This window comes from Pseudogracilibacillus sp. SO30301A (assembly GCF_037072025.1).
Taxonomy (GTDB): Bacteria; Bacillota; Bacilli; order Bacillales; family Amphibacillaceae; genus Pseudogracilibacillus.
Genome location: NZ_JAXHDD010000002.1, coordinates 137,700 through 159,462, shown reverse-complemented (window position 1 = coordinate 159,462; position 21,763 = coordinate 137,700). Strand labels below are relative to the sequence as shown.

Annotated in this window: 13 protein-coding genes; 2 read left to right on the top strand and 11 right to left on the bottom strand. The window is 36.8% G+C overall.

Annotation, left to right across the window (positions count from 1 at the left end; all coding sequences use genetic code 11):
• Positions 1-56: 56 nt before the first annotated feature.
• The 8 genes from SPD89_RS02505 to SPD89_RS02470 form a co-directional block, all read right to left on the bottom strand.
• On the bottom strand, positions 57-335 hold the full coding sequence (locus tag SPD89_RS02505) for a DUF5344 family protein (RefSeq protein ID WP_336260379.1): 279 nt from the start codon (positions 333-335) through the stop codon (positions 57-59).
• Positions 336-746: a YwqH-like family protein gene (locus SPD89_RS02500; protein WP_336260378.1), complete on the bottom strand. Its 411-nt coding sequence runs from the start codon at positions 744-746 to the stop codon at positions 336-338. It lies immediately after the preceding gene.
• A gap of 281 nt (positions 747-1,027) precedes the next feature.
• Complete coding sequence (locus tag SPD89_RS02495) at positions 1,028-2,263, bottom strand: Zn-dependent hydrolase (RefSeq protein ID WP_336260377.1); 1,236 nt, start codon at positions 2,261-2,263, stop codon at positions 1,028-1,030.
• Positions 2,264-2,425: 162 nt separating this feature from the next.
• Positions 2,426-2,638 (bottom strand): hypothetical protein, encoded by a 213-nt coding sequence (locus SPD89_RS02490; RefSeq protein WP_336260376.1) that lies wholly within the window; start codon positions 2,636-2,638, stop codon positions 2,426-2,428.
• Positions 2,639-2,693: 55 nt separating this feature from the next.
• A complete protein-coding gene (locus SPD89_RS02485; RefSeq protein WP_336260375.1) occupies positions 2,694-4,169 on the bottom strand; it encodes an NCS1 family transporter in 1,476 nt (491 codons plus the stop codon).
• Positions 4,170-4,885: 716 nt separating this feature from the next.
• Positions 4,886-6,301, bottom strand: a complete 1,416-nt coding sequence (hydA, locus tag SPD89_RS02480; protein ID WP_336260374.1) for a dihydropyrimidinase — start codon at positions 6,299-6,301, stop codon at positions 4,886-4,888.
• 1,345 nt (positions 6,302-7,646) lie between these two features.
• Complete coding sequence (preA, locus tag SPD89_RS02475) at positions 7,647-8,945, bottom strand: NAD-dependent dihydropyrimidine dehydrogenase subunit PreA (RefSeq protein ID WP_336260373.1); 1,299 nt, start codon at positions 8,943-8,945, stop codon at positions 7,647-7,649.
• 83 nt (positions 8,946-9,028) lie between these two features.
• Positions 9,029-10,402, bottom strand: a complete 1,374-nt coding sequence (locus tag SPD89_RS02470; RefSeq protein WP_336260372.1) for an NAD(P)-dependent oxidoreductase — start codon at positions 10,400-10,402, stop codon at positions 9,029-9,031.
• Between the two features lie 783 nt (positions 10,403-11,185).
• Between SPD89_RS02470 and SPD89_RS02465 the strand changes: the two genes are divergently transcribed.
• The gene (locus SPD89_RS02465; protein ID WP_336260371.1) at positions 11,186-12,769 is read left to right on the top strand and encodes a PucR family transcriptional regulator; all 1,584 of its coding nucleotides are present in this window, start codon (positions 11,186-11,188) and stop codon (positions 12,767-12,769) included.
• A 1,116-nt stretch (positions 12,770-13,885) separates the two neighbouring features.
• Here the strand turns inward: SPD89_RS02465 and gabT are convergent.
• Positions 13,886-15,184 (bottom strand): 4-aminobutyrate--2-oxoglutarate transaminase, encoded by a 1,299-nt coding sequence (gene gabT, locus SPD89_RS02460; protein WP_336260370.1) that lies wholly within the window; start codon positions 15,182-15,184, stop codon positions 13,886-13,888.
• A 114-nt stretch (positions 15,185-15,298) separates the two neighbouring features.
• Here gabT and gabR point away from each other — a divergent pair, with 114 nt between their 5' ends.
• A complete protein-coding gene (gene gabR / locus SPD89_RS02455; protein ID WP_336260369.1) occupies positions 15,299-16,708 on the top strand; it encodes a MocR-like transcriptional regulator GabR in 1,410 nt (469 codons plus the stop codon).
• Positions 16,709-17,170: 462 nt separating this feature from the next.
• Here gabR and SPD89_RS02450 read toward each other — a convergent pair whose 3' ends face one another.
• Positions 17,171-20,323: a DEAD/DEAH box helicase gene (locus SPD89_RS02450; RefSeq protein WP_336260368.1), complete on the bottom strand. Its 3,153-nt coding sequence runs from the start codon at positions 20,321-20,323 to the stop codon at positions 17,171-17,173.
• Positions 20,324-20,359: 36 nt separating this feature from the next.
• Positions 20,360-21,547: an MFS transporter gene (locus SPD89_RS02445; protein ID WP_336260367.1), complete on the bottom strand. Its 1,188-nt coding sequence runs from the start codon at positions 21,545-21,547 to the stop codon at positions 20,360-20,362.
• Positions 21,548-21,763 lie beyond the last annotated feature (216 nt).

The following is a 21,763-nucleotide window of genomic DNA, read 5'->3' as shown; positions in this document are numbered from 1 at the left end:
GAAAATGACCGTCCTTTTTACATATTTTAAGTTCAAGCCAAGATGGAAGGATGAAACTATTTTTGTGAGTTTAAAAGAATTGCGTCTGCTATCCCTCGATCCTTTTCGATTAGTGCTTCTACTGTATCTTCCGTAACATTACTATTTTGTAATAGTAATGCTTTGTACTGTTCTAAGATTAATATATATGTCTGATTAATTTCGTTTATTTTTGCGATACATTCCAGCTGACTTTCTCCTTCTATAGTCGATATGGATGATGATAAAGCCTGGGTAGAAGTAGACAGTGCATTCACAGATTGTCTTATTGGGGCTTCTGTAATTTTAATTTCCATTTACGTTAACACCTCCCTATACCTGCTTTCTAAATAACTTAAATGAACTCTTTTCCCATTGACTTGATTTTCTAGACGAATAATTTTTGAGTCGATCTGATTGATTCGTTGCTCAATTTCTTCTATACGTTTACTCAGTTGCTTATTTGGAATCGCTAAATAACTTTTTTTCCATTCGTATTGCCTAAAAGACAGGAATTCATTTGCCAATTCACCATTCCAAGTGTTTTTTGTCAATGAAGGTTTCGAAACATGTTCTGATTTTTCGATGAAATGATCATAATACCGGATAAGTCGAGCTTTTGTTTGGCGAAGCCGTTCTACATCATAACGATGGCTACTGATCTCACCTGAAAGTCTACGAATCACACTTTCCGTTTCTCGAATTTTTGCTGAAAAATCCATAGACATATTGGCTACACTCCTTCCACATAACTTGTGGATAATTTTACCAAAGAAAACAGGCTGTTTCAAAGCTTTATTTGCTTTTTTACAACAAATGACCTGTTCGAACTAGGAGGTTTTTATGGATGTCTCAGAAAGTACTATCCCTCCTTGGATAGTTAGAACTAGAAGACCTGCGAGTATTTGAAAAATAGAAAAAGCACCAAGTTTAGGTGCTTTTCAAATAAATAATCATGATATGTTTTTTCTTTGTTGCTCAGTGACCATTTAATTCACGTTTAATTCCATTAGTTTTTCTCCAATAAATTCAATACAGTATTCAGCATGACATTAATCCCTTTCACACAATCATCTATGTCGGTCATTTCGTTTTCCATATGACTTTTTCCATTTATACTCGGAACGAAAATCATCGTTGAAGGGATATAACTGGCTATGAACTGGGCATCATGGCCAGCTCCACTTACTACTCTTTTATTTGAGTAATTCAATGCGTTTGCCGCCTGCTCAACCGCATCACGGAGACGTGGTTCAAACCATACTGTATCTCTATCCCATAATTTTTTAATTTCGATAGTTGCTATATCCCGTGAAGGAGACTTAGCCAAATTTTCAATAATTGCTTCAACTTGTTTCATTACCCCGGGATCTTTATGTCTTGCTTCAATGGTAAACACTACTTTATTTGGTATAACTGTATGAATATTCGGATGTACATCCATTCTCCCCATCGTGAATACTAATTGATCATCTAACCTACCCAATTGCTCTCTTGCTGAAGAGATCAAATCATTTGCTACGAAAAGTGCATCTCTTCTCATATTCATTGGAGTCGTTCCTGCATGATTGGACTCACCGCTTATTTCTAATTCATAACATACCATACCAACTACACATTCAACGACACCTATCGAAATAGAATGATGATCTAGAACAGGCCCTTGTTCAATATGTAGTTCCAAAAATGCAGTAGCATCATTTAACCGATTTTCAATTGAGCCAACATAATTAATAGAATCAAGAGCTTCTTTAAATGTAACGCCATCAACATCTTCAGACATCATCATGTCCTGTTTATCAAATTTTCCTGCAAGTACACCAGAGGACATCATAGATGGTTCAAATCTAGCCCCTTCTTCATTGGTGAAATTTACAACAGTAATTGGTATTTGTGGGGTAATATCATTTTCTATCAAAGCCTCAATTACTTCGAGGCCGGTGATAACCCCTAGAACTCCATCGAATCTTCCGCCCTTTTTTACAGAGTCGAGATGTGAACCAATTACAATTGGCGGTTTATCTCGGGCTCCTGCTAAAGTTCCGTATATATTTCCCATATCATCTATCTCAACTTTTAAGCCTAGCTTTCTGCAGTAATCACAAAAATAATCGCGAGCCAAACGGTCTTCTTCAGATAATGCTAGACGTGTTACCCCATTATTTTCAGTACGTCCAAAGTCCGCAAATTTCTCTAGTTTTTCTTGAACAGTTTCCTTTTTAACAAGAAGTAAATTTTTATTCATATCTTTACCACCCCTTATTCGAATTTAATGCACATTCTCCACGAAGATTAAATAACAACAACACTTGCCACCTCTTAAAATCTAAGGTTAACTTTAGGTCACCAAAACAACCTCTTAGATTTGAAGTGACAAGTTACACCTTCAATCATTCAAGTAGTATGTTTAAGCTCCTTCTTTTTGTTGATTGATCAAAACAACTACAAAGTATTTCCTGCCTTCGGGAGTTATTATGTGTAACGTCTCTTTTTCATCAGCGTTTTCAAATTCTACAAAGGAACCGTTTAAATTTTCAGTAACATTCGTAATTTTATACCCCTTTTGTATCAAAAAGTCTATTCGATCCCTTTCTTGTAAAAATGTTTTGTACTCACTCATTTCGCTACCACTCCCTCTAAAATGTTTTTTTACTCTTTTTCTTCTAAATCATCGATCATGCTTTTGATTCAGCGGGTGTGTCCGAGACAACATCAGGTTCTAATTTGAGATCAATCTCCCATTCACGTCCAACCGTTATCCCTAAATACTTCTCATCACTAGGGTCTTCAAGTTCCGCTTGTTTATATTTTTTGAACCACCAATACTTAGCTAAAAAGTAATAGACGAGCCCTGCGATGAAACATCCAACAAAGAAAGAATATGTTTGGAAGAGCAGAGCAACACCTCCACCAACTACAAAGGAAATCATTCCAGCCCAGTTTATTCCTTTATGGAATCGATATTGACCATCACTTTCATATAAGTCAGGAACATTAAGTCTGCGCTTACGGATGATATAATAATCAACAATGATAATACCAACTGTTGCAGATAAAATAGCACCACTAATGACTAAGAATGGAATAATCACATCGAGAATTGTCCATGGTCTTGATATCACAGCAATAACACCAGCTATAATTACTCCGAGATAATACGGCACTTTTGGACCACCTACATTAGAAAATACTGTTGCAGCAGGTACGACGTTTGCTGGTGTATTTGTGGACCATTGTGCAAATACAATCATAAGAAACAAGACCGCTAAAACAATACCACTTGTTGAAAGTAATTGGATGGCTGCAACAGGGTCATAATCGCCTACAGCAATATAAGCAACTGCACCTATTGCAACAACAAAAGTTTGGACAATAGGCATAACAATGATACTACCTACCCATATACCTTTATTTCGCTTCCACCAACTTCTTTCAAGCTTTGGCGCTGTTACATATCGTGATATATTCATTAGATCATTTGCGAGTGTAGCCCAGTACCCCATCGTCCCTGTAACAATTAACATAAAAGCGGTAAACATTAAGCCAGCTGAAACAGGTTCCTCGATCCATGTCCATACATTGCGGTCAACAGCGGCAGCTTCTCGACCTAAGACTACATACATCCATATGGCGATAATAATAACAGTAGGAGCTGCTAAATTAGCAAATCTTTCAATTGCTTTAATCCCAAGTATTGTATTCAATAATTGGACGGCAATAAATAGGATGAAACAGAGAAACCAGTTATCAAATCCCCAAAGTATATTGAATATAGCGTTCATAGCTGTCGCACCAAAATACGTGTTAATCCCAAACCATAGTGACGCTGTTATAGCCCTTATTAGTGCAGGAATATGCGTACCAACTGTTCCAAAAGGTGCTCGTATATATACTGGGAATGACAAGCCGTGCTCAATTCCAACATCTGACGTGATTGTCATAAAAAGTCCAATCAGAACACAACCAACAATGGAGGCGACCAGGACCCAGAAAAGTGATAAGTTCGCCATACCTGCTCCACCAATAGCAAACGCCGAAATTACGATAGCCATACCTACCCACATAACCCCGAATCCAAATGTTCCAACTACCCTCTCACTGTGGGTAGACGGCAGTAAATCAGGGGATTTTAAATAATCAATATTTTTCATCACCATTCTCCATTCCCTCATTTTTTTGACGAAAGAAATAGATTCGTCTTCTTTTTTATGACCCTCTGAATATTTAGCAAAGATGTTTGTTTTTCCTAGCAGTTAATAAAGTATACATCCTTTCTTGACTCGCTCACTGGCTAAGAACGCGGGCGTCCTGGGACTGCGCTTACTCGTCCCATCGAAGAGCATTTGCACTTATCGTTCATCCTACTGTAAAGCGTTTGTCTCAGGCGCCAGTACTGACACGCCAATCACAGTAAGTGCAACTCATACTCTCGCCGTAAAATGCTGCACTCTAGAGATGCAACATCACCTAGTCACCGCCGTTAACGGCTCTTTAGGAAGGCCGACTCAGAACAGGCTTTGTGCCTACGTTGGCATCCCCCTAGTGATAAGGACATGTTTTCTTTAACAAATGCCAAGTTTTCTTACGTAATCTTAAAAATGCGCTTTTATAATCTGGATTGACATATCCATTTAAAAATCAGATTAGGATCTAAAAATTAGTATAATCTAGATTACTCAATTTGCTCAGATAGATCTTTTACCAGAATAATTTAGTAATAAATCCCCTGACTTTACATCATTCCCACCTCTTTTTAACGAAAAATTTTTAAATATTCAGAGAACTATTCATAAAATCATGCCTGTAGCATTCCGAATGAGGCGGGGAAGAGATAGTCTTCCCCACTAATTCATCTTTGGACAAAGGATTACATCGTGTATGTTTTATTTTCTGCTTCATAGTTTTCACCATATTTTGCACGTTTCAAATACTGGCCGGACCCTATCTTTCCAACAAACTTCTTATCCCTTACAACAAATTCTCCTCGAGACAATACAGAAACAGGTTCTCCGGTTACTTTCATTCCTTCATAAGCGCTATAGTCAACTGCCATATGGTGCGTTTCAGCTGAAATAATTCTTTCCATGTTTGGATCGAAAATAACAATATCCGCATCCGCTCCAACAGCAATGGTGCCCTTTTTCGGATATAATCCAAATAATTTAGCCGCTCTTGTTGACGTTATATCAACAAATTGATTTAATGTGATCTTTCCTTTTTTAACACCTTCTGAGAACATAATACTTATACGATCTTCAATATTTGGTCCTCCATTTGGAATTTTAGAGAAATCATTTCTACCTAAATCTTTCTGTCCATTAAAATCAAAAGAGCATTGATCTGATCCAACCGTATGAAGTTGACCATTCTTTAATGCCTTCCACAGTACGTCTTGGTGCCATTTTTCACGTAAAGGTGGTGACCAAACATATTTAGCCCCTTCAAAGTTTTCCCTTTCTAAATACGTTTGGTCAAGTACTAAATACTGTTGACATGTTTCACCCCATATATCAATTCCTTTCTCCCTTGCTTCGGCAATTTTTCTGGCAGCCTCCTCACATGTTACATGTACAATATAAATTTGTGATTCGGCTAGCCCGGTAAATACCGCCGCTCTCTCTGTCGCCTCTCCTTCAATCTCCGACGGTCTTGTTAGTGCATGATAAATCGGATCGGTGTTTCCTTCTTTTAAAGCTTTTTTTACTAAATAATCGATGACATCTCCATTTTCAGCATGAACCATTACGAGTGCACCAAGATCTTTTGCAGCTACTAATGTTTGAAAAAGTGTCTCGTCATCTGCTTGAAGAACATTTTTATAGGCCATAAAAACTTTAAAAGAAGTAATTCCTTCATTTTCAATAACAGATGGAAGCTCTGCCAAAACATCGTCATTTACTTCACCAATCATCAAGTGAAAGCCGTAGTCAATAACCGCCTTCCCATTTGATTTCCCATGCCATGTGTTAATTGCGTCTTTTAAAGGTTCCCCCTTATTTGTTAAGCAAAAGTCAATGACGGTTGTCGTTCCACCAAAAGCTGCGGCTATTGTACCCGTTTCAAAGTCATCTTTTGTCACTGTTCCACCAAATGGCATCTCAAGATGGGTGTGAGGATCCACTCCACCTGGAAAAACATAGTGTCCCTCTACGTCAATTACTTCAGCATCACTGGTTGATAGATTTTTTCCAATTTGACTAACGACACCATTTTCAATCAAAATATCCGCTTTAAACGTATCTGCCGCCGTGACTATTGTTCCATTTTTTATTATTTTTCTCATAAAAACCTCCATCTCGACTCGCTCCGCTCTTCGAGTCAAATAGTAATGAAAACGAATGCGGATTTTCGTTTATAATAGAGTTAGGAGAGGCATACTACAAAGCACGCTGAGGTGAGTTGTAGGAAACCTCGTTTGTTTGAACCAGCATATAAACCAGTGTAAGGTCGGGGCTTTCAAGCACAAATGAGTGGAACTTAGAGTCCGCACACTAATCATTGTTTTAACAAATCTAGTTAAATGCTACCCCGATCAGTCACTACCTCTCCGCTACTTATAGAAAGGAGCGAAGTCCCATGAAAGTCGTCTATCCTATTTGTTGTGGCATTGATGTGCACAAACGCTTTTAATCGCTACCATCATTACCACAACCTCCGGTGAGTTAACACCGATTCAGCGGTTTCAGTCTATAATTCAGCGATCTGACCGATTATTCAGCGCAAACCCCATGACATTCAGCGGGATTTTCAATTATTCAGCGAATTACAAAATTATTCAGCGCACTGACGGGATTCAGCGGTTTCAGTCTATAATTCAGCGATCTGACCGATTATTCAGCGCAAACCCCATGATATTCAGCGGGATTTTCAATTATTCAGCGAATTACAAAATTATTCAGCGCACTGGCGGGATTCAGCGGTTTCGGTCTATAATTCAGCGATCTGACCGATTATTCAGCGCGAACCCTATGATATTCAGCGGGATTTACAATTATTCAGCGAATTACAAAATTATTCAGCGCACTGACGCGATTCAGCGGGTTCAGTCTATAATTCAGCGATCTGACCGATTATTCAGCGCAAACCCCATAATATTCAGCGGGATTTACAATTATTCGGCGAATTACAAAATTATTCAGCGCACTGGCGGGATTCAGCGGTTTCAGTCTATAATTCAGCGATCTGACCGATTATTCAGCGCGAACCCTATGATATTCAGCGGGATTTACGATTATTCAGCGAATTACAAAATTATTCAGCGCACTGACGCGATTCAGCGGTTTCGGTCTATAATTCAGCGATCTGACCGATTATTCAGCGCAAACCCCATGACATTCAGCGGGATATTCAATTATTCAGCGAATTACAAAATTATTCAGCGCACTGACGAGATTCAGCGGTTTCAGTCTATAATTCAGCGATCTGACCGATTATTCAGCGCAAACCCTTTGACATTCAGCGGGATTTACGATTATTCAGCGAATTACAAAATTATTCAGCGCACTGACGGGATTCAGTGATTACAATCATCAGATAACCACTAAAAAAGTGCATTTTTTGTGGCTTATTTGGTGTGCCCTTAGAAATATTGTACATAGAAGTGTTTCACTGATTTTGTTTTCACACTATCACCCCTTAGAAAGTTTATCTACAACATCAACTTCACAACCTACAGCACCTAGAGCAGCTTGGCGATCATTCCATGTCATTACAGGGAGCTCATTTGGTATTTCTATCATGTCAATTGCACCATCTACTGGACAAACAATGGAACATAAATTACATCCGACACAATCTTCTTCCCTTACTCTTAACATGTCGTTTCCATTTTCATCTTTTAACATATCGATACATTGATGAGCCGTATCTTCACAGGCAATATAACATTTATTACAGTTAATACAGACATCATTGTTAATTCTTGCAACGATTTCGTAGTTAAGATCTAGGTCTCCCCAATCGGAATATTTAGGAACAGATTTTCCGACTATGTCCATCACTGAGGTTATTCCTTTTTCTTCTAAATAATTATCTAATCCCTCAATCATATCTTCTACAATTCTAAACCCATGATGCATAGCTGCTGTAGCGACTTGTACACAAGATGAACCCATCAACATAAATTCAACCGTATCCTGCCAATTAGAGATCCCGCCAATCCCTGAGATTGGGACATTTATTCGAGGATGTCTAGCACATTCACCAACCATATTCAGAGCAATTGGTTTTACGGCAGGTCCACAGTAGCCTCCATGCGCTCCTTTACCACCAACATGGGGGATTGTATTCCATGTATCCAGATCAACACCTGCCAAGCTATTTATTGTATTAATCATACTAATCGCATCGGCCCCACCATTTACAGCCGCTTCAGCTGTATACGTAATATCTGTTATATTTGGGGTTAGCTTTACAATTACAGGTGTTTTTGCAGCCTCTTTTGTCCAATATGTTTGTTTTTCCACTAATTCGGGCACCTGACCCGAAGCCGAACCCATACCCCTTTCAGCCATTCCGTGAGGGCAGCCAAAGTTAAGTTCTAAGCCATCTACTCCGACATCCTCAACCTGCTTTACAATCTCATGCCATTTTTCCTGCTTCGGTTCGACCATTAATGAAGCAATGATTGTATGATTTGGGAAAAGTTTTTTCGTTTCATAGATTTCCTTTAAATTATCTTCTAGCGGTCGATCAGTTATAAGCTCGATATTATTAAATCCTGCCACTTTTTGCCCATTAAAACTAACTGCGGCGAATCGTGATGTTACATTAAGAATCGGATCCCCTAGTGTTTTCCAAACAGCTCCACCCCAACCTGCTTCAAATGCACGTTGAACTTGATAACCTGAATTCGTTGGAGGAGCAGAAGCTAACCAAAATGGATTAGGTGATTCAATTCCCGCAATATTTATACGTAAATCTGCCATCTTTTTACCTCCTCTCGTTATTAAAACGAAAATAGCAATCTTCTTTTAACCCAATGGAAGGCTACATTCCTATGTAACCTTGACTATGCTGGCTCTGAAACATTTTTGAACAACATTTTATGGACTGCATAAGCTACTTCTTTACCTTGCTGAGCCGCTGAAACAACCATCGCTTCCCCTTGGCCTTTCCCAAAAATAACGTCTCCACATGCAAATACTTTTTCATTCGACGTTTGAAATGACTCCGAGTCAACTGTCACGACTCCGTCATGATGTTTTAAGCCAAATTGGTCAATGAGATCGATATATCTAGATTGTCCGATCGCCTTAATAACAGCATCTACCTTAATAGTAAATTCAGATCCTTCAATTGGAACTGGACGGCGTCGCCCATCTTCTCCAGGTTCACCTAACGCCATTTTGATACATTCAATTCCAGTTACACGGCCATGTTCATCACCAATAATTTTTGTTGGAGTAGTCAACCATCTAAATTCAACCCCATCTTGCTTAGCAAACTCATACTCAAAGTCGTACGCTGTCATTTCATCTACCGTACGCCTATAGAGAATCTTTACATTCTCTGCACCTAATCGAACGGAACATGTCGCACCATCAATTGCAGTATTACCTGCACCAATAACAACGACATTTTTTCCTAAAAATTTATCTGATAAAGGTTTTGTCTTTGTATCTTTTACAAATTCAATTGCATCATAGACCCCTTCTAAATTTTCACCACTTATTCCTAAATTAGGGACTTTTGACATACCTACTGCTAGAATTACAATGTCATAGTTATCAAGAATTTCATCAACCGTAATATCTTTACCAACAGTTGTATTTGTACGAATGTCTACATCTAGACGTTCAACTTGTTCCACTTCCCAAAACGATATTGTTTGAGGAAGCCTAAATGAAACAATTCCATACGAATTAAGTCCACCTGCTTCTTCTTCTGATTCAAAGATCGTTACATCATAGCCTAAAAGTCCAAGTTCTCTAGCAGCAGATAAACCAGCTGGACCTCCACCTATGACTGCAACGGACTTCCCATTTTTCTTTTCGGGCTTAAACAGAACTTGCTCATTTTTAATCGCCCAGTCAGTGGCATAACGCTGTAGATTTCCGATCATGATCGGTTCAGTAGAATGATTGAGTACACAAGCTCCTTCACATAATTCTTCCGTTGGGCAAACACGCGCACAGCTAGCTCCAACAGCATTTTCTGTCATAATTGTTTTAGCAGACCCTTTTAAATTTCCTGATGCAATCTTTTTTATAAAAGTAGGAATATCAATTCCAGTTGGACATGCGGTAATACATGGCGCATCATAACAGTAAAGACATCGATATGCTTCTTCGATCGCTTCTTGATTTGTTAATCCTGGGTCTACTTCTTCAAAATTTTCACTTAAGTTTGTAAGTGATATTCTGGATTTTGTAAGATGAGTCATATATACAACCTCCTTGTGCAAAATATTTAAGTTCTAACTGCCCGCTACAACTTGTTCCAAAATAAATCCCCTTACTTAATGACTAACAACTACTTTGTGAATTTTCACCTCCTAAAATTTTAACTACTAATCACGGGATTGTTTCACGCTCTTACAGACGAAACAAATTATTTAGACACGACGAGTTATATTACAAAACTTATAGTGCGAATTCAAAAAGGAGGAGAAAAAGGACCAAAAAGTTCGAGGCGGCGCAGCTCCCGTCAGCGGAATGGATGATTTAGATACATAAGCAAAAGATCTGGCACGCAGGAAAAGTGATCTTCTTTTCCAAGGAATCGCTTCTAGCACGCAGAAAAAGTGCTTCCTTTTTCAAGGAGCGGAGAAACAAGCCAACGAAAAAATTCACAATGTCATTTTTACCGGACTTTTTGAACATCCTCTAATAGTAAACCTATTCTTCTCCTTCATCTGTTATTGTTTTTTAAAATTTTATGTTGTATTATTGTGTAAAAAAGACGGATTGGATGATTTCATAGTCGCCACAATCTCGTTATAGGACTATAAATTATGCTGAAGGCGATCGATTCATATGTAGGCTAGATGCTCTTAAGAAGTTTTTAACTATACTATCTTTATTCAACTTATAAAGCTATAATACCTTTAATATATAGTTAGAATATATAATACATTCAATTAATTGGTAACACATTAGACAATATGTTAAATTTAGATACCGCTTTCATTAACATTTTGAATAATATATGTGTAGGAGGGGACATGATGCCTTTATTGGTCAGGAATATTCTTAAAAGACCATTTTTCGAAAAAGTGAAAATTTTGTCTGGAAAAAACGGATTAGATCGTAAGGTAGAATGGGCTCATATTGTTGAAATTGCTAGATTCGGACATTTACTGAATGGCAAGGAAGTCATTCTGTCTACTGGAATCGGCTGGGCACACGATGAAGAAAAAAGTTTATCCTATTTACAGCAATTATTAGATTACAACGTATCAGCGCTTTGTGTTGAATTAATATTTACCACAAAAGAACTTCCTCAAAAAATGCTAGATTTAGCTGACCAGCATGATTTCCCGATTATTGCCTTCACAGAAGAGGTCAGATTTATTGATATTACTAAAGACTTACATGAATTATTACTTGGCTACCATGAAGATATATGGTGGAGATTAGAAAATCTATATAATCAGTTAAATAAAGAACTAACCTCAAATGGAAATGTAGGAGACTTTTTAAGGATTTTACATAAAGAAACGGAACAAACAATCGCACTGAAATATAATGAGCAATATCGATTCTTTCCTGCTCCCTCTAAAAAGCGATTGTATCAAATGATCAATAAGCATGAATTAAACGAAAACAAAAAATATAAAGAATATCCGATTAATTTATTTGGGAACAATGTTGCAACGCTATACATGTTGAAACATAAAAGGGACATCACTCAATTTGAAGAACTAGGTCTAAAAAGATGTGGTGAAATCCTTGGTCAATACTTCTGGAAACATCATCAACAAAAAGAGGAAAATCATTTGAAAAAGAATGAATGGATTCTTGAAGCTATTGCCGGAACATTAACTCATGAAGAAATCATTTCAAAAATTCATCAAGAGACTCCTGGAATCCTTATAAAAGAAGCGATTATTGGAGTCAAACCAATCCAAAATTCACTCCTGAGAAAAGATATAGGTACAAATAGTTCTGAGACCGCACTCATTATGCTTCTGCGACCTATTTTACTTGAACATGGATTTCAACTGTTAACTGTGAGAGATCAATACAGAGATAATATTTTCATTCTTCTATTAATCAATCAACAGTCAAACAATCTAACAACACGACTTGAACAAGTACTTCATAACGTATATGAAAAAAACAATGACCCGCTTATACAGAGCGAATTACAGTGGATCAGCCTTGGAAAGGTAATTTCTAATTATGAGCAGTTAGGTAAGAGTTACCAAACAGCGTTATCGACATTAAATTACCAACAAAATATTGAATTAATGAAAAGTCCTTTTTATGAAAACCTAGCTTTTTACCGTCTTATTGATCTTTTAGACAATAAAGATGACATAAAAGAAATAATCCTAGACTATATAGCCCCATTACTTCGATACGATAATGAAAAAGGAACGGAGCTTATCAAAACATTGCAAGTGTATCTTAACAATCAAGGTGCTAAAAATGAGACCGCTGAAGAATTACATATCGTAAGACAAACACTATATCATCGATTAAAAAGAATAGAATCTTTAATTGGAAATGACTTCATGAATCCTCCGCATCGATTTATGATTGAATTTTCCATTCATGCGCTAAAGTATGTTGATATGGACTTTTAGAAAACTTGGCTTATCGCCAAGCCTTGGCGAAAGCCTTAGTTGCACTTATGCAGTAGGAAAGTTTTATACTTTCTTATCTGCTAAAAAAGAAATTTCTCAAATAAAATAGAGCACTAAAAATCAAGTGCTCTTCGTACATTTGCAAATCAACTTAGTTAGATTTATTGTTAAACAGATAATTCATTATGCTATCAAAAGCGGAAAAATCTGTCGTTATTAAAAAAACGGGCAAAAACATTATTACGAACACGACTGCTAAGTAAGATACAAGTAATTTAACAAATCCACTTGCAACGATTTTCATGTAGCAACGCCCCTTTACTGAATTGTACTAATATTCTAATATATTTTTTCCATAAAGGCAAGAGTTTGTGTCTAATTTGTGAACTTTTTTATTTGAATTTTTTTAATATATTTTCCCTTTTTTCTATGGATAAAAAAGAAAAGTTTGATTCAGTGAGTACTGGGGTTAATTTGATGGGTTTCAGCGATGATTCAGCGGATATACATTAATTCGGCGATATTAATAATAATTATCCTTTCAGAAATAAAGGAACAAAATTGTACACTTTCTAATATAGTATAACGATCCTGTATTATTGTATCTAAATGCATACATTCCACTGACGGGAACTGCGCCGCCTCGAACTTCTTGGTCCTTTTTATCCTCCTTTTGAACACGCACTTATATGCTTAATAATTTCCCGAATTCAAAGTCAAAAAAACAAAAACTCCCCTTAAACATTGCTACCACCATGTTTTAAAGAGGAGTTAATTATTTTTTTGTTTGTAAATGTGCATTTTCAAGTGCCATTGCTTTTTCTTTCTATGTTCTAGATCTAACTTTTTCTTGGAATTCGGTCCACGGTCAGTAAAACTCTGTAACCTTTCGTTATGCGTATAAAGATTCCCATAAGCATTGTTCAACTTTTTAAAATTCATTTCAAATACAAATGAAACATTATAGGGCACCAAGGTCCTATAATGTAAATAAATGGAGTAAGCAAAGAGAGTATATAAGACGTTTGTTATGACAGACTTTTCATCTAACTTACTCCAAATGTTTTACAATTATCTATTTTTTTGATTCAAGAAATCTTTACTCTTATTTACTATTCAAACTTGATCAAAAGCCTTCTCTAAAATATTTAATCCTTCCGTTAACTCTTCATCTGTAATAACAAGCGGTGTTAAAAAGCGAATTACATTTCCTTTTATTCCAGCTGATAGGAGCAAAAGACCATTATCATTTGCATAGGAGATTATCGTTTCAACCGCTTTTTTATTTGGCAGTTTAGTTGCCTTATCTTCAACAAGTTCTACAGCAACCATCGAACCTAAACGACGTATATCTCCAATAAATACATGCTTTTTAGAAAGCTCTTTCAACTTTTCTTCTATTCTATGTCCAATTTGCTCCGACTTACTTACTAAGTTTTCTTCCTTTACAACATCTATAACTGCTAAAGCAGCAGCACATGCAACAGGGCTTCCAGCATACGTCCCGCCAAGCTCACCAGGGTTCGCTGCATCTAAAATTTCTTTACGACCAACGACACCACTTAATGGTAATCCAGCCGCTAAAGACTTCGAAACAGTCATAAGGTCTGCATCAATATCAAATTGCTCTATAGCAAAAAGTGTACCAGTGCGCGCAAAACCAGTCTGTATTTCATCTGCAACAAAAACAATACCATGTTCTGTACAAAAGTTCCTTACAGCTTGAACGAACTTTTTAGGAGGTATAATAAATCCACCTTCTCCTTGAACTGGCTCCATAACAACACATGCTACCGTTTCAGGTGCGACAGTTGAAATGAAAAAATCTTCAAATTCATTTATTAGATGGTCAACATATTCTTCCTCTGACATTCCTTCAGGCTTATGATACATATACGGATAAGGCGCTTGATAAATTTCTGGAGAAAAAGGGCCGAAACCAAACTTATACGGCTTAACCTTACTAGTCATTCCCATCGTTAAATTGGTACGACCGTGAAAACCTCGTGTAAAAGATACGACTGCTTGTCTGTTCGTATATTTACGTGCCATTTTCACTGCATTTTCAACTGCTTCTGCGCCAGAGTTAAATAATGCCGCATGTTTTTCAAATTTTCCTGGAATAATCGTACATAGTTTTTCAGCCAATTCAATATAAGATTCGTACATCATCACATTAAATCCTGGATGTAAGAATCTATCAACTTGTTCTTTTACGGCTTTAATGACTTTCGGGTGATTATGACCTACATTTAAAGTCCCGATTGCACTAGCAAAATCAATCCATTCTCGTCCATTTTCATCAATTATTGTGGCACCGCTCGCTTCTTTTGCAATATTTAAATTTCCATTTGAGATTCCTTTAGGTATGTATTTTTTTCGTTTCTTTTGCAATTCCAATGTTTTATCACTCATGTAGCATTCTCCTCTCCAAGTGATTTATAGATATTATATTAGACATCTGATATTATGAAAAGTATCAAAACGGATAAAAATATAGTACCAAATGAGGTGGGAATATTGTTATTTATGACTATTGATAAAAATCGACAAAAGGGATATTTATATCGACAAATATATACAGATCTTAAGAAATCAATATTAGACGGAAAGTTAAGTGAACATGATCAATTACCATCAAAACGTGATCTTGCCTCCCAGTTAAATGTAAGCGTTAATACCATTTCATCTGCTTATGAACAACTAATAGCAGAAGGTTACATTTATGCAAAAGAAAGAAGTGGATATTATGTAGAAAAAATAAGTTATTTTGACAAAGATAAACCGACAAAAATTCCTTTCCCCGATGACCTGAAAGAATGTACCCTTGAACAAAACGATTGGCTTTCCTTATCACATATGGCGACCAATGTGAACTTATTCCCTTTTAAAGACTGGGAAAAAAGTCAGCAGCAAGCGATTGAAATGCATCGTAACGAGCTTGCTCATATTACTCATCAACAAGGTCCTTACCTTGTTCGACAAACTATTTCTAAAATAATTAATTTAACACGTGGTGTTGTTTGTGAACCAGAGCAAGTTGTAATCAGTGTCGGAACCCAGCCTTTAATAGAACAATTGATTCAGATGCAACAAATGACTAAGACCGTGCAGATCGCTGTAGAAGATCCCGGTTACGCTAGAATTCATCGTCATTTAAACCAAATCGGAGCGCATGTTATACCTGTGCCGTTAGATTCCAAGAGTATCGATATCGAAAAGTTGACTCACCTTCATGCAGATATGGTACTTGTTACCCCTTCCCATCAATTTCCAATGGGGAAGATTATGCCTATTTCAAGGCGACTTCAATTACTAAATTGGGCTACACAACAATCCGATCGCTATATTATTGAGGATGATTACGACAGTGAATTTAAATATGAAACAGATCAAATTCCATCTTTGCAAAGTCTTGATCGTCATCAGCGTGTTATCTATATGGGGACATTTTCCAAATCCATGTTAACAGGGTTGCGAATAAGTTATATGGTGTTACCGATACCGTTATTACGGAAGTACCGCAAACATTACAACCACTTAATTCCTTATAATAATACGTTAAACTTATATACGTTACATTATTTTATTGACAGTGGTGCATATGCGCGGCATATTAAGCGAATGAATCATCATTACGAAACAAAACGTCACATGATGATTAAGACGTTAAAACGCTATTTTAACCATTCAATTCATATAGAGGATATTCCAGCTGGTCTACATTTTATCGCTCATTTTAAAACTAAAAAGTCGTATGAGGAAGTTGAAGAAGCCGCTGATAAGGAAAAACTCGAGGTGTACTCGTTGCGTCGGTTTATGTTGAAACATCAAACTCAAAAGCAAAAAGAAGTAATCCTCGTCATCGGTTTTGCAGCGATTGCTGAGGAAAAGATTGATGAAGCAATAAAACGGCTTTATCACGCTATATATGAATAAATATTAATAACACGATGACCTTATCTGCCTTAAAAAATTTGGCATTCGCCAAAGAAAACATGCCCTCAACATTAGAAAACTTGGCTTATCGCCAAGCCCTGGCGAAAGCCTTAGTTGCACTTATGCAGTAGGAAAATTTTATACTTTCTTATCTGCGAACAAAAGCGCAAGCTCCCGTTCAGCAACGTACAAACTGGAGTGCTTCGCAATGAGATAAAGGACACACGGTGAACGTCAGTGAACCGATGCCCGCTTTCACCGCAAGGGTATAAGTGCGACTAAGCCTCTAGACAAGCCAGTCGGCAAGTCTTCTTTATCGTAGTGGAGAAGCGCGAAGTTTGGGATTACGCTAAAGCTCGTCCCACCAAAAAGATCTGGGACTTCGCACTTTTAGCCTGTGAGCGAGTCAAGAAAATATACTTTCTACAAATAAAGGAGCCTATCCAAAACAGGCTCCTTCGCTTATATACTTAACAACTCTCGAACATCTTCTTCCGATAAACTTGATAACATCGTTTCACCTGGTTGTATCACCTGATCAATTAATTCCCGCTTCTTCTGCTGAAGTTCATAGATTTTTTCTTCAATTGTACCCTCTGTAATAAAACGGATTACTTGAACAACATTTTTCTGACCAAACCGGTGTGCTCTTCCTGCTGCTTGATCCTCAACAGCTGGATTCCACCATAAATCATACAGAATAACAGTATCTGCACCAGTTAAGTTCAGTCCCGTTCCGCCTGCTCGTAGCGAAATTAAAAAGACGCTTTTTTCTCCAGTATTAAATGCTTCGCTCATTTCGACGCGATCTTTGGAAGGCGTTTGACCATGTAAATAATAATAATCAATACCTAATTTCTCTAGCTCCTTAATAATCAATTCGTGCATGGACGTAAACTGAGAAAAAATCAACATTCTTTTTCCATTTTCAATCATTGTCTGAACCGACTCCATTAATTCATCGAGCTTACCTGAACGCCCTTCGTAATTTTCAATAAATAGGGAAGGATGACAACAGAGTTGACGAAGTCGTGTAAGTCCAGCTAATATCTTCATCCGGTTTCTCTGAAATTGATTACCTGCAATTGAGGCAGATGTTTCTGCCTGCAGTTGTTGTAAATAGCCCACATATAACTCTTTTTGATCTTTTGTAAGTTCAGAAATATGCACAGATTCAATTTTATCAGGTAATTCCTTTAATACATCTTTCTTTACTCGGCGTAGAATAAATGGTCTTGTTAAGGAAGCAATTTTCTCTCTTTCCATTTTTCTAAAATCTGCTTGACTTGGTAAAAATCCTGGTAAAATTACTTGGAAGATAGCCCATAATTCATCAATAGAATTCTCAATTGGTGTACCACTAAGAGCAAAACGTTTTGCTGCTTTTATTTCACGGATAGCTCGAGAAGTTTTCGTGAAATAATTTTTAATATATTGAGCTTCGTCGAGTATGAGGGTTTGAAATGATAACGTTTTGTATAATGTAATATCTTGTCGAACTGTTCCGTACGAGGTAATCCAAATATCGACATCTTTAGCTTCTTCAATTATTTGCAAGCGCTCCTCTGGTGAACCGGTAATTACTGCTACATTCAAATCTGGAGCAAATTTTCCAATTTCATTCCTCCAGTTATAAATCACAGAAGAAGGCACAACTACCAAATGAGGTTTCTCACTAGGTTCTGATAATAAATAAGCAATTGTCTGTAACGTCTTACCAAGTCCCATATCATCAGCTAATATTCCACCTAATTGATAAGAACTTAAAGACTTAAACCATTGGTAGCCAGTTTCTTGATAATGCCTCAATTCGGCATGTAAGTTTTTTGGTAATTCATATACTTGTTCTTCAGGTGACTTTAATCGCTCTAATAACTGGTTAAAAGATGGCTCATAATTTATTTGCGCATTGTTTAATTGGTCAATTTGCATCCCTCGATAAGCTGGTAACAACAGACTACCATCTTCTAGATCATTTTTATTGATGCGTAGATCATCAAACATTCTTCCTACCGCTTTGTATTCCTCTGTTTCAAGGGAAATAAGCGCTCCACTATTTAAGCGGTAAAAACGTTTTTTCTCTATTACAGCTTTTAACATCTCAGATATCTCTTCCTCATCGACACCACTTATATCAAATCCAATTTCTAATAAATTAGAATCGCCTTGAACATTAACAGTAGCGCTTGGTACCGGTTCATACTCCGTAATTAAGCTTTGAATGTCAGAAGTCAAAAATAATTCAACATGCTGATCTAATTCTGGCAAAATTGTATAGAGAAAATCATAGATCTCTTCATCATCGTCCATCTTGAGGTAAAGTTCTTTTCCATTATAATAAAAATTTGATTGTTCAATTAAATCCATTATCTGTTGCTCTTTTTTTACGTCACGTATAATAATAACCTTATTATTATTTCTTTTTACAAATGGATCCAGCTCCTGATTACCGTAATGATACGTTAGCTTCCCTACAATCAAATGATCTTTTTCCTGTAAATATAATGTCGCCCGAAGTGGATGCTCTACTAGCTCTTCTGTAACTTTTTCTTCGACTTCAATTGATGAAGCTTGCTTTAATATAGGTAGTGCTTCAGAAAAAAATGTATCAACGCTTTCTGAGGAAATGGGAAGTTCATGATTGTCCATTCCTAATCGTCGGATTTGTCTCATTACACCAAGCTGACTATCAGATGGAAAATAAAAATTTCCTTCTGAAAATATCGTCTTATAAGCTGGAAAATACTTCACTCCCTTTACTCCATTTAGCTTTAACAGTAATTGTTCGGTATCATTATTTTGGTTAACAGAGAATTTAACAGGCATTTCATCATTTATAATTTCTACCTCTTTATAAAATTCATTTCCGACTTCTACTAGCAAGTTTCGTTGAATCAATTTTTCAAGTAATGACGAAAAGGACATGGGTGGAATGAGAAGCTCTCTTCTGTCATAGGCATTGCCCACATCATAGCTCCTATCTGTGAATAGGTCACCTGTTTCAATAAAATCTTGTAACTCTCGAAGAATATCCTCGTCTTGTTTTAAAAAATAATGGTTTCTTGGGTCGAAGCTGAACTTTTTTGTAAAAAAATGTTCTTCATCATGTAACACATGGTCTAAAAACTCTCTTACATTTCGAATGACATAACAATGATCAATCCCTGTTTTTAGTTCAAGCCAAATTTTATTAGCTTGATCCAACTTTAAATAATACTCAACAATCATTGGCGTTTTTCCAACAATCAGTCCTGAATTACCCATTCGTTGGTTGGAAAGAATCCCTTCAATAAATTGATGTGTATCACGTGTTTCCCACTCACGTCCATACGTATGGTTAGCTATTCCAAGCATAACAGCTACAAGATGTTTACAAGAATGATACGTGTTAAAAGCAGGGCAATCACAATATGTTCTAATTTTCCCATCACTTAGTTTAGTTAAATCAACTTCAACATAATACAGTTCTGAACCTTCTACCTCCGCAAACCAAGCTTTTTCATGCTTATTATAACTGAGTCCATTTACTCTATTTTCCTTATAATAAATGACTCCGCGCTCATAGATGTGAGGAGGAAATAAACGTTGAATTTGACTACGACTGATTTTTTTCAATGCTTAATACCTAACCTTTAAATAAATTTTCTTACTTTAAGATCTTGCTCTTCTACGTCCTGTTACAACTAGAAACATATAATACGAGAGTGAAATTATTACTGAAAAGGCTGATACGAGATAAATAATTTGATAACCGTATAAAAATGCAAGTTGCCCAAACAGCATTGCACCAATCCCAATCCCTAAGTCAAAGAAAGAGAAAAACGTAGCATTTGCCATTCCTTTGCGGTTTGCCGCTGCTTTATCTACGGCCCAAGCTTGTAACGCTGGCTGGACTGTGCCAAATCCTAAACCATATAAAGCACCAGCAATAACCATTGTGCTCATATTAGGTAACCAAGCTAATAGCAACATTGCTATAAAAATTAAAACCGTTCCAGGTGGGATAACATATAAATCCCCTTTTGCGTCATAAATCTTACCCGCAAATATCCTTGATAACATTAAAAAGATTGCATAGGCAATAAAATAAAATTGAATTCCTTCAATGTTCTTCTCAGCAGCGAATAATGGTAGGAAAGTTGCGATACCTCCAAAGGTTAGTGTTATGAAAAGTAATATAATAGAGGGATTGATTGCCGTTTTTTCAAGCACATCGAATCTTGCTGGCTTTGTTTTATGGGGTGACTCATCAACCTTTTTATAACGGATGTTTAATGAAAGCAAAAATGCAATCAATCCGAGACTAGCACAAATTAAAAATAATTGCGTAAAAGAAAGAACACCTGCAAGTGTCAAGCCAAGAGCCGGACCAAATGCTAACGCTAAGTTTCCCGATAATCCATAGTACCCCATTCCTTCCCCACGTCGACTTGGTGGAATTAAGTCGGTCGCAATTGTTCCAGATGCCGTTGTAGAAAAACCCCATCCGATCCCTTGAACTATCCGCATAACAATCAAAAACGCCATACTAGTAATAAACCCAAAAGAACCGATGGATAAAACAAATAAAGATAGTCCAAATAAGTAAACGATCCCTCTACCTTTCGTTTCAAGTGCATGACCAGCATATGGGCGAAAGAGTAATGCCGAAAATGTAAAAATCCCAACGATAATACCAATCAATTGATCACTTCCACCTAATTCATTTACAAAAATCGGTATCGTTGGAAGGGTCATTTGAAAACCTAGAAAAACAAAAAAGTTCGCAAGCCAAATGAATGCGAAGTCTTTAGAAAAAATTTTTTCATTATCGGTCTTCTCTATTCCGGTAGATTCCATGTAATCTTCCTTTCTTAAAGATAAGTATACATGATTAAAAACTGATTTTGAAAGATTACAGCTTGAAGTATAGTATTTTTCTGAAAATGAGATGGGATTTTTAGAAAACTAGGCATTCACTAAGCTTTGACGGCGAATGCCTTCATTACACTTACGAATGATTGACGTGCTAGTACTGGCGCCCGCGACAGGACGTCGCGCTTTTAGCCAGTGAGC

What these genes read in the sequence shown, in the direction of transcription:
- SPD89_RS02445 (WP_336260367.1), bottom strand. Translation starts at nt 21,547, where the DNA reads ATGGAATCTACCGGAATAGAGAAGACCGATAATGAAAAAATTTTTTCT.
- SPD89_RS02485 (WP_336260375.1), bottom strand. Translation starts at nt 4,169, where the DNA reads ATGAAAAATATTGATTATTTAAAATCCCCTGATTTACTGCCGTCTACC.
- preA (WP_336260373.1), bottom strand. Translation starts at nt 8,945, where the DNA reads ATGGCAGATTTACGTATAAATATTGCGGGAATTGAATCACCTAATCCA.
- SPD89_RS02490 (WP_336260376.1), bottom strand. Translation starts at nt 2,638, where the DNA reads ATGAGTGAGTACAAAACATTTTTACAAGAAAGGGATCGAATAGACTTT.
- SPD89_RS02500 (WP_336260378.1), bottom strand. Translation starts at nt 746, where the DNA reads ATGTCTATGGATTTTTCAGCAAAAATTCGAGAAACGGAAAGTGTGATT.
- SPD89_RS02505 (WP_336260379.1), bottom strand. Translation starts at nt 335, where the DNA reads ATGGAAATTAAAATTACAGAAGCCCCAATAAGACAATCTGTGAATGCA.
- gabT (WP_336260370.1), bottom strand. Translation starts at nt 15,184, where the DNA reads ATGAGTGATAAAACATTGGAATTGCAAAAGAAACGAAAAAAATACATA.
- SPD89_RS02465 (WP_336260371.1), top strand. Translation starts at nt 11,186, where the DNA reads ATGCCTTTATTGGTCAGGAATATTCTTAAAAGACCATTTTTCGAAAAA.
- gabR (WP_336260369.1), top strand. Translation starts at nt 15,299, where the DNA reads ATGACTATTGATAAAAATCGACAAAAGGGATATTTATATCGACAAATA.
- hydA (WP_336260374.1), bottom strand. Translation starts at nt 6,301, where the DNA reads ATGAGAAAAATAATAAAAAATGGAACAATAGTCACGGCGGCAGATACG.
- SPD89_RS02470 (WP_336260372.1), bottom strand. Translation starts at nt 10,402, where the DNA reads ATGACTCATCTTACAAAATCCAGAATATCACTTACAAACTTAAGTGAA.
- SPD89_RS02495 (WP_336260377.1), bottom strand. Translation starts at nt 2,263, where the DNA reads ATGAATAAAAATTTACTTCTTGTTAAAAAGGAAACTGTTCAAGAAAAA.